This is a genomic window from Candidatus Hydrogenedentota bacterium (assembly GCA_019695095.1).
In the GTDB taxonomy this organism is placed as follows: domain Bacteria; phylum Hydrogenedentota; class Hydrogenedentia; order Hydrogenedentales; family SLHB01; genus JAIBAQ01.
Genome location: JAIBAQ010000079.1, coordinates 21,737 through 27,736 on the forward strand (window position 1 = coordinate 21,737; position 6,000 = coordinate 27,736).

General features: G+C 56.4%; 6 protein-coding genes. 4 read left to right on the plus strand and 2 right to left on the minus strand.

Features of this window, described 5'->3' with window-relative positions; translation table 11 throughout:
• Positions 1-757: 757 nt before the first annotated feature.
• Positions 758-1,096, plus strand: coding sequence for a ferredoxin family protein (locus tag K1Y02_14190; GenBank protein MBX7257508.1), 339 nt, complete (start codon positions 758-760; stop codon positions 1,094-1,096).
• Positions 1,097-1,102: 6 nt separating this feature from the next.
• On the opposite strand, the gene K1Y02_14195 is transcribed toward K1Y02_14190, so the two are convergent.
• The gene (locus tag K1Y02_14195) at positions 1,103-1,984 is read right to left on the minus strand and encodes an ATP-grasp domain-containing protein (protein MBX7257509.1); all 882 of its coding nucleotides are present in this window, start codon (positions 1,982-1,984) and stop codon (positions 1,103-1,105) included.
• A gap of 63 nt (positions 1,985-2,047) precedes the next feature.
• Complete coding sequence (locus tag K1Y02_14200) at positions 2,048-2,212, minus strand: hypothetical protein (GenBank protein ID MBX7257510.1); 165 nt, start codon at positions 2,210-2,212, stop codon at positions 2,048-2,050.
• A gap of 370 nt (positions 2,213-2,582) precedes the next feature.
• Between K1Y02_14200 and K1Y02_14205 the strand changes: the two genes are divergently transcribed.
• The 3 genes from K1Y02_14205 to K1Y02_14215 all read left to right on the plus strand — a co-directional run.
• Positions 2,583-3,233, plus strand: a complete 651-nt coding sequence (locus K1Y02_14205; GenBank protein MBX7257511.1) for a TetR/AcrR family transcriptional regulator — start codon at positions 2,583-2,585, stop codon at positions 3,231-3,233.
• Positions 3,234-3,277: 44 nt separating this feature from the next.
• Entirely contained in the window at positions 3,278-4,495 is a 1,218-nt protein-coding gene (locus K1Y02_14210; GenBank protein ID MBX7257512.1) for an efflux RND transporter periplasmic adaptor subunit, read from the plus strand.
• Positions 4,495-6,000 (plus strand): efflux RND transporter permease subunit (locus tag K1Y02_14215; GenBank protein ID MBX7257513.1); only part of this gene is annotated, 1,506 nt, incomplete at its 3' end. The genes K1Y02_14210 and K1Y02_14215, both read left to right, overlap by 1 nt.

Here is a 6,000-nt window from a genome sequence, read left to right on the forward strand (position 1 = left end):
TCCTGAAACCTTTGGGCTGCGGTCAAAGTGCCTCAGACGACTCAGCTTGAGGTGTGGACTATTTTAAGGCCTGGGCTGCGGAACGGACTTCATGGTGCGATGAAGTCCACGACCAAGTCCACACACTTAGTTTCAGACACCATGCGAAATATACCACAAGATATAGGGGCTGTCAAGAGGATTTTATTGGGTAGGCGCAAATTATTCCCGAGGGTCTTTCCACCATAAGCTGTACATCTCTAGACCGTTTACGCAAGGCATAGGACAGCAGAAGCATGTAGTGAGACTAGTGGAACCCGCAGTTTCTATGGGGCCGCACTCTACATATAGTGTCACAAGACTGTGACCGGTGTCCGCCAACCAGGTCGCAAGAGTGAGTAAATCCAGGAAAGGTTAGGAAAACGCCGCCGGCCGCGAGCCCCCAAGCGAGCCCGGGAGCGGTGCAGGCACAAGTCCTCCGCCATTCTGCCGATGGCGGATAGAGGCGCGCCGGCCTCCCCGTCCGCGACTCAAAAGGGGGTCCAAGCAGACATCGAGCGGAACTGGGGGGATCGGGACGAAAGGGCACGGACTGCGGGAATATGAGATTTGACAATGCCCTTTCCTTAGTGACATGATTCTGCCCCTCTGGCCAGAATGCGGTATTGGCTGGTCTTGGGATTGTGGGGTAACGAACGTCCCTAAATACACGTCAGTGAACCCCGAGTTTGACGACCCACGTCCGGTGGGGTAGGTCTATTTACAGGAGATTTCTAATATGGCTCATGTCGTAGCCGAGCCTTGCATCAAGTGCAAGTACACCGACTGTGTCGCCGTATGCCCCGTGGACTGCTTTCACGAGGGTGCAAACATGCTGACAATCGATCCGGACGAATGCATCGACTGCGGCGCGTGCGTGGACGAATGCCCGGTTCATGCGATCTATCCGGAAGAAGACTTGCCGGAGAAGTGGCAGGACTTCATTGCGTTGAACAAAGAACTGGCTGCCCAATGGCCGGTTATCAACGAGACGCAAGAGTCGTTGCCCACTGCGGAAGAATTCAAAGATGTTGAGTCGAAGCTCGATCAATTGGATCGTTCTGCCGCGCAGAAGTAACGCGCCTCAACCGTTGCCCGGATTCGATAGATAGTTTGCGAGAGGCCCTGCTACATCCAAGCCGGTCTTCTCCTCGAATACGGCAAACATAGGAGAAGGGTTGCATTCGAGAACGTGAAATCCGCGAGCGCCTCGAATGAGATCGACTCCCGAGAATCGCATTCCACACGCCGCTGCGGCCGATACAGCCGCGCGGCGTTCTTCTTTGCTTAATCGGGTCGCGACTACCGCCTTTTCATCACGCCGGTAGTCGAGTTCATCCGAGTGAATCTCGGCTGAAGCAACAACGCGCTTGCCAACCACATAGACTCGAACCGAGACGCCTTCAAGCATTTCCTGAAACAGAACCGGCGCCAGCGCCAATGCCGCAAGCCGCTCTCGCGCAAGGTCGTTCTTCGTAACCCTCCGGACGGAAGCGCCTCCCGCCAGAGGTTTGTACACCACTGCTCCAACGTCTTTGACGAAGGCCTTCACCGCTTTGGCGTCGTTTGTCGCCAACGTCTTCGGGACTGGCAATCCAGCACTGCGAAGCAACTCCAGCTGATACGGCTTTCGGCTATGCTGGGCGTTCGCCTCCGGCGTATTGACGACCACCACTCGCCGCGCCTGTAGAATCAACAGCGCGGAAGAAATGAACGCGAGCCGCTCTTCCCACTGGGCAAAGAGACCCCTCGGGCGCGTAGCGAGATCGTCCTCAAATCGGGGGCTGAATGGACTTGGCCCCGTCGCCCTCAGGTACACAGATCTCAGGCGCTTTGGCAGAGCTTCGCCTGAAAGACACAACGCTCCATTCACCAACGAACAGGTTAGGGACTCAGGATAGCTGTCCGTATCCCAGATTTGGACCTTCTTTCGCCGCTTACCAAGCTCATCCGAAACACGGATCACCTGAGGGTCAGTCCGGGGGCCGACGACTAGACAATGTGCCACAGTATTGCCGCGAGACCTGGGCTAAAGCCCCTTGGTGGCCTCTTCGCCAATCGCCAAGGTGGTCGCCCAGCCGAATTTTCCGCCCTCTTCGCCAATCGACAGCGTGGTAGCGGTGCCAGCGAGCGCCGGTCTCTCCAGTTCTTCAATGTACAGGCGCGGCTTCGATATCTCTTTTGTCTTCTTCATGTTCAATAGCCTTGTGTGGTTGACTACCCCGAATTTCTCACGAACACACTTGAACCTCTCTCGTGACCAGTGTGCTTGCCAGACTTGCGGCGAAAACCAAAGCGATTCCCTGAAGACAGAGTGTGTTCGCGAGAAATCCTCATGGCATAACCTCAGAGTTTTGCACGTGAGCAGTCTGCGTTGGCCCTCAATCACGCCGGTGCAAATTGCGGACTAGACGTACTTCCCGCCCGTCCAATATACCACTCGTCTAGAGATCCTATTACGGTCAACGCGGGAAACCGCTCGATGCGTGGCTTGGCGTCAAATTTGACTGCGAGTCATGAATGGGGTAGAATCACGTTCGAGAAGAAGTCATGTGGGGGTCCTCATGAACGCTGATCTCGAAACCGAAGCCGAATCCACGGAGCGTCCGCTAGGACGCCGCGACCGCCGTCGTGCCGAGATGCGTTCTCGCATTCTGGAAGCTGCGCTAACCCTTTTCGCCAAACAGGACTACCACGCGACGACCGTCGAGCAGATTACCGAAGCAGCCGACGTAGGCAAGGGAACCTTCTTCAACTATTTCAGTTGCAAGGAACACCTCCTCGCCACCCACAGCGCCATGATCCTGGACAAGTTTTCCGCGGCGCTTGACGGCAGCCGCGCAACCGACGCGACTATACGTACCGCAATTCAGAATGCCATTCGTGTCTTGGCCGAGGATTCTTTGCGGAATCCTCATCTTGAACGCAATCTCTGGGGGGCAACGTTTTCGAGTCCGCATGCCACCGAGCACATGACGGAGACGATCCAGAAGGCCACCGAACTTCTGGGCAGCGTGTATGCAGAAGCCCAAAAGAAGGGCGAAGTAAGAACAGACCTGGATCCGAATCACATGGCCCGCTTGACCGTGCAGAATTTCCTGGGAGCGTCGGTCATGTGGGCCTTCGACCCGGTCACGCCATTTCCGGAGTGGCTGGATCAGTGTTTTGCCGCGCTTTGGGATGGATTATCCGCGCCGGGGGGCGATCCGGCCTAGTGTAAGTCGAAGTATTGGAAGTAGCAGACGCGGGGTAACGGACGATGATCCCAAAACTACGTTATTTAGGGATAGGTGTGCTGGCTTTGGCCTTAACCGGGGTCGGCAGTTATGCGGCCTTCGCGCGGGCAGGCCGGACCGAACCGATTGTTCGCAGTGACACGCCTCCCGAACTGCCCGAAGCGGGCCGCCGTATCACGGTTAAGACGACTCTGGCAGAGACTCGGAAATTCGAGGAGAAGCTGAAGGTTCAGGGTAACGTCATGGCGAAGACGTATGCCGTGATTTCCACGCGTATCGGCGGACCTCTCGAAAGCATCTTCGTGGATGAGGGCGATACCGTCGTTGCCGGAGAGACCAAACTGTTTCAGGTCGATACGGTCAAGGTGAACAAAGGTGTTGCTATTCGCGAGCAAGACCTTGCCGTTGCGCGGTGCGGGCTGCGCGAAGCTCAAGCGCAGCTTGAGAAAGTGGAAATCGACCTGAACAAAGCCGACCTGGACTGGGACCGTTTCCAACGTCTGCGCGAAAGGGGAGTCGTTTCGCAAGACTTGCTCGAACAACAGGAATCGCGGCAGAAGCAGACGGCGGCAGGCAAAAAGCTGGCCCAAACCGGTATCGACCTTGCAGCAGAACGCGTTCATCAAGCCGAAGCCGCGCTGGCACTCGCAAAAAAAGACCTAGCCGACTCCCTAATCGTGGCTCCCATCAGTGGAAAGGTGAGCAAGAGATTCCGTGAACAGGGGGAAATGACGGATTCTGGTTCGCCGGTGGTGCGGATAGACGACCCGTCCGTAATCGAAGTGTCGGTGTTTCTACCGGCTCAATATTACGCACGGGTCGTCCCAGGGACTACACGCATTCGCATTCGCGTATATGGCGTAGACGCGGGCGAGCATGCGATTACGTACGCCAGCCCGACGGTGGATCCGATGCTGCGCACATTTGAAGTAAAGTGCGAGATAAAGGATCCACCGTCGGGAGTTGTCCCTGGCGCGATGGCCGAAGCGGATGTGCTCATCGAGGAACGCGAGGGACTTGGGGTTCCCGTCGAGGCTGTCCAAGTCAGGGACGAACACCCCATCGTATTCGTGGCCGAGAACGATACCGCCCGCCTCGTGAAAGTGAAGAAGGGCATCGAGAGCGACGGCTGGGTGGAATGCGAAGGTCCGTCGCTGACGGAAGGCGCCAAAGTCATTACCATGGGACAATCGCTGCTGAACGATGGTTCGCCGATTGATGTTCAGCAGGAGCCCAAGTAATGTTTCTTTCGAATGCCTCGGTCCGCAGGCCTGTCGCGATGGGGAGCCTTATAATCGGGCTCACATTGCTGGGACTCAATGCGTACCGCAAGGTCGGCCTCGAATTCATGCCCAAGATCGACATTCCGTACATCACGGTGGTCACGATCTATCCGGGCGCCAGTCCCAGTGAAATCGAAACGGACGTCGCCAAACGTATCGAGGACGCCGTCGTCTCGATCGATGGCCTGAAACACGTCACGTCTACGTGCATGGAAGACCACGCGCAGACCTTGCTTGAGTTTCAGTTGAACGTCGATGTCGATACGGCCGCGAACGACGTGCGCGAGAAGCTGGACCTCATTCTCAATGACTTCCCGGAGGGCGTAGAGAAACCCAAGGTCTTGAAATATGACATCAACGCCAAACCCATCATCAATCTCGCATTGAAGGGAAGCGTGCCGATCGACGACCTCTACGACTATGCGGACAACGCCTTACGGGATCGTCTGTCGGTGTTGAGCGGCGTCGCGGAAGTGCAGTTAATCGGCGGCGCGGAACGGGAAGTCCACCTTCTCTTAGACCGGCAGAAACTGGCTGAACGGGGATTGACCAGCGCCGACGTCGTGCAGACGGTAGCGCAGAACGTGCGGACAATTCCTTCCGGCCGCGTGCGTGAAAATGGAACCGAGTTCGCCGTCAAGTTCGACGCCGAATACAAAAGCATCGACGCCATCAACGCGCTCGAACTCTCGTTCAAAGAAGGCTCGCGAGTCTACCTTCGCGATGTAGGCAAGGCCGAACTCGCCAGCGCCGAACTGCGCCAAGCGGCATTGATTGATGGCGAACCCTGTATCGGTATGCGTGTCGTCAAGAAGGCCGACGCAAACGCCGTGCAGGTCGTGAATCGGGTCAAAGCGGCCATGAACAGCATCCAATCGGAATTGCCGGGCGGCATGGAACTCGTCTGGATCTCCGACGATGGCGACTTCATCGAATCTAGCGTGGACAGCGCCATCTCCAGCATTTGGCAAGGGGTTTTGCTCACCGCGGCCATTCTATTCTTGTTCTTGTACAACGTGAGAACAACGATCATCGTGGCCATCACCATGCCGCTGACGGTGATCATTGGTATCTTCTTCATTCAGTCTTTTGGCTACACGTTGAACACGTCCACGCTCTTGTCGCTCGGGCTTTCCGTGGGGATTCTCGTTACCAACTCCATCATCGTCCTCGAAGCCATTGCCAAGCGCTTCGCGGAAGGAATGTCTGCTAAAGAAGCGGCGCGCGTCGGCGCGAGCGAAGTCGCCGTGGCGGTCATTGCAAGTGCAGGCACAAATATTGTTGTGCTCTTTCCAATCATCACCATGGGTTCGCTAGTAGGCCGATTCTTCGCTCCCTTCGCGCTTACCATGGTCGTCGTGACCTTTGTCTCCTTGTTTATCAGCTTCACGCTGACGCCCATCTTATGTGCGGTCCTGCTTAAACGTTCTGAGCGAAAAGGAATCCTGGCTCATATCGAAGCC